This window comes from Tenebrionibacter intestinalis, from assembly GCF_016632365.1.
GTDB classification, from domain to species: Bacteria; Pseudomonadota; Gammaproteobacteria; order Enterobacterales; family Enterobacteriaceae; genus Tenebrionibacter; species Tenebrionibacter intestinalis.
The window spans coordinates 1-775 of record NZ_JAEPBH010000153.1 but is presented as its reverse complement, the minus strand read 5'-3'; the positions used below and the strand labels follow the sequence as shown (position 1 = coordinate 775).

Annotated in this window: 2 protein-coding genes; both read left to right on the top strand. The window is 53.7% G+C overall.

Features of this window, described 5'->3' with window-relative positions:
- The first annotated feature begins 119 nt into the window (after nt 1–119).
- Entirely contained in the window at nt 120–404 is a 285-nt protein-coding gene (locus JJB97_RS18240) for a damage-inducible protein J (RefSeq protein ID WP_238715502.1), read from the top strand.
- Entirely contained in the window at nt 401–706 is a 306-nt protein-coding gene (locus JJB97_RS18235) for a type II toxin-antitoxin system RelE/ParE family toxin (RefSeq protein ID WP_238715500.1), read from the top strand. Before JJB97_RS18240 ends, JJB97_RS18235 begins: the two co-directional genes overlap by 4 nt.
- Nucleotides 707–775 lie beyond the last annotated feature (69 nt).

Here is a 775-nt window from a genome sequence, read left to right as displayed (position 1 = left end):
GTTGCAGGCGGTACACAGTTCAACCCATCCGGCAGAGCAAAGAGGCGAAGAGAAACCTGACATGGCTGAAAATAACGGCCATAATGACACCACATCTGACACCACAAAAGGAGTGCTGAATGAGCACAATCCACTTCAGAATAGATGACGAAACCAAACGCCTGGCGATGCAGGCAGCAGAACGACAGAAGATGAGCCTGACAGAAATAATGCGCCAGCGGGCAGAAGAGCTGGCAGCAGAAGAACGGCTGCATCAGGAGGGTGCGCATGATGCCTGGCTGGAGCAGCAAATAACAACGGCGTTCAGTCGCTATGATGCCGGGGAAGGTCACTTCATCAGCGATGAAGAAATGAACAGTCATATGGATAAACTGAAAGCGCAGGCAACGCGGGGCAAACTGTGACATCAGTCGTTCAGTGGGAAATGCAGGCACGGGCAGACAGGGAAGCAATCTTCCGCTACCTGTATCAGGAAGCCGGTCTGTCGGTAGCCAGCACGGCAGATGATAAGCTAATCAGTATGGTCAGTATCCTGAAGGAAAACCCGCAGGCAGGTGTTAAAGCCGGAAGAACAGCAAAACAGCGTAAGCTGGTTGTTCCGCGCTTCCCGTTCATCATCGTCTATGTTGCAGAAGAAAGCCTGGTTCTTATCCTGCGGGTTCTCCATACATCCCGAAAAATAGCGGGCCGTTACAGCAGAAGTTAGCGGGTGGCGTCTGTCAGCCCGTCGGAAGGGGGTTCGGCAGAGCGCGCCTTCCCTGGCGCGATCTGCCTG

Coding starts and splice junctions, on each gene's coding strand:
- JJB97_RS18240 (WP_238715502.1), top strand. CDS start 120: ATGAGCACAATCCACTTCAGAATAGATGACGAAACCAAACGCCTGGCG.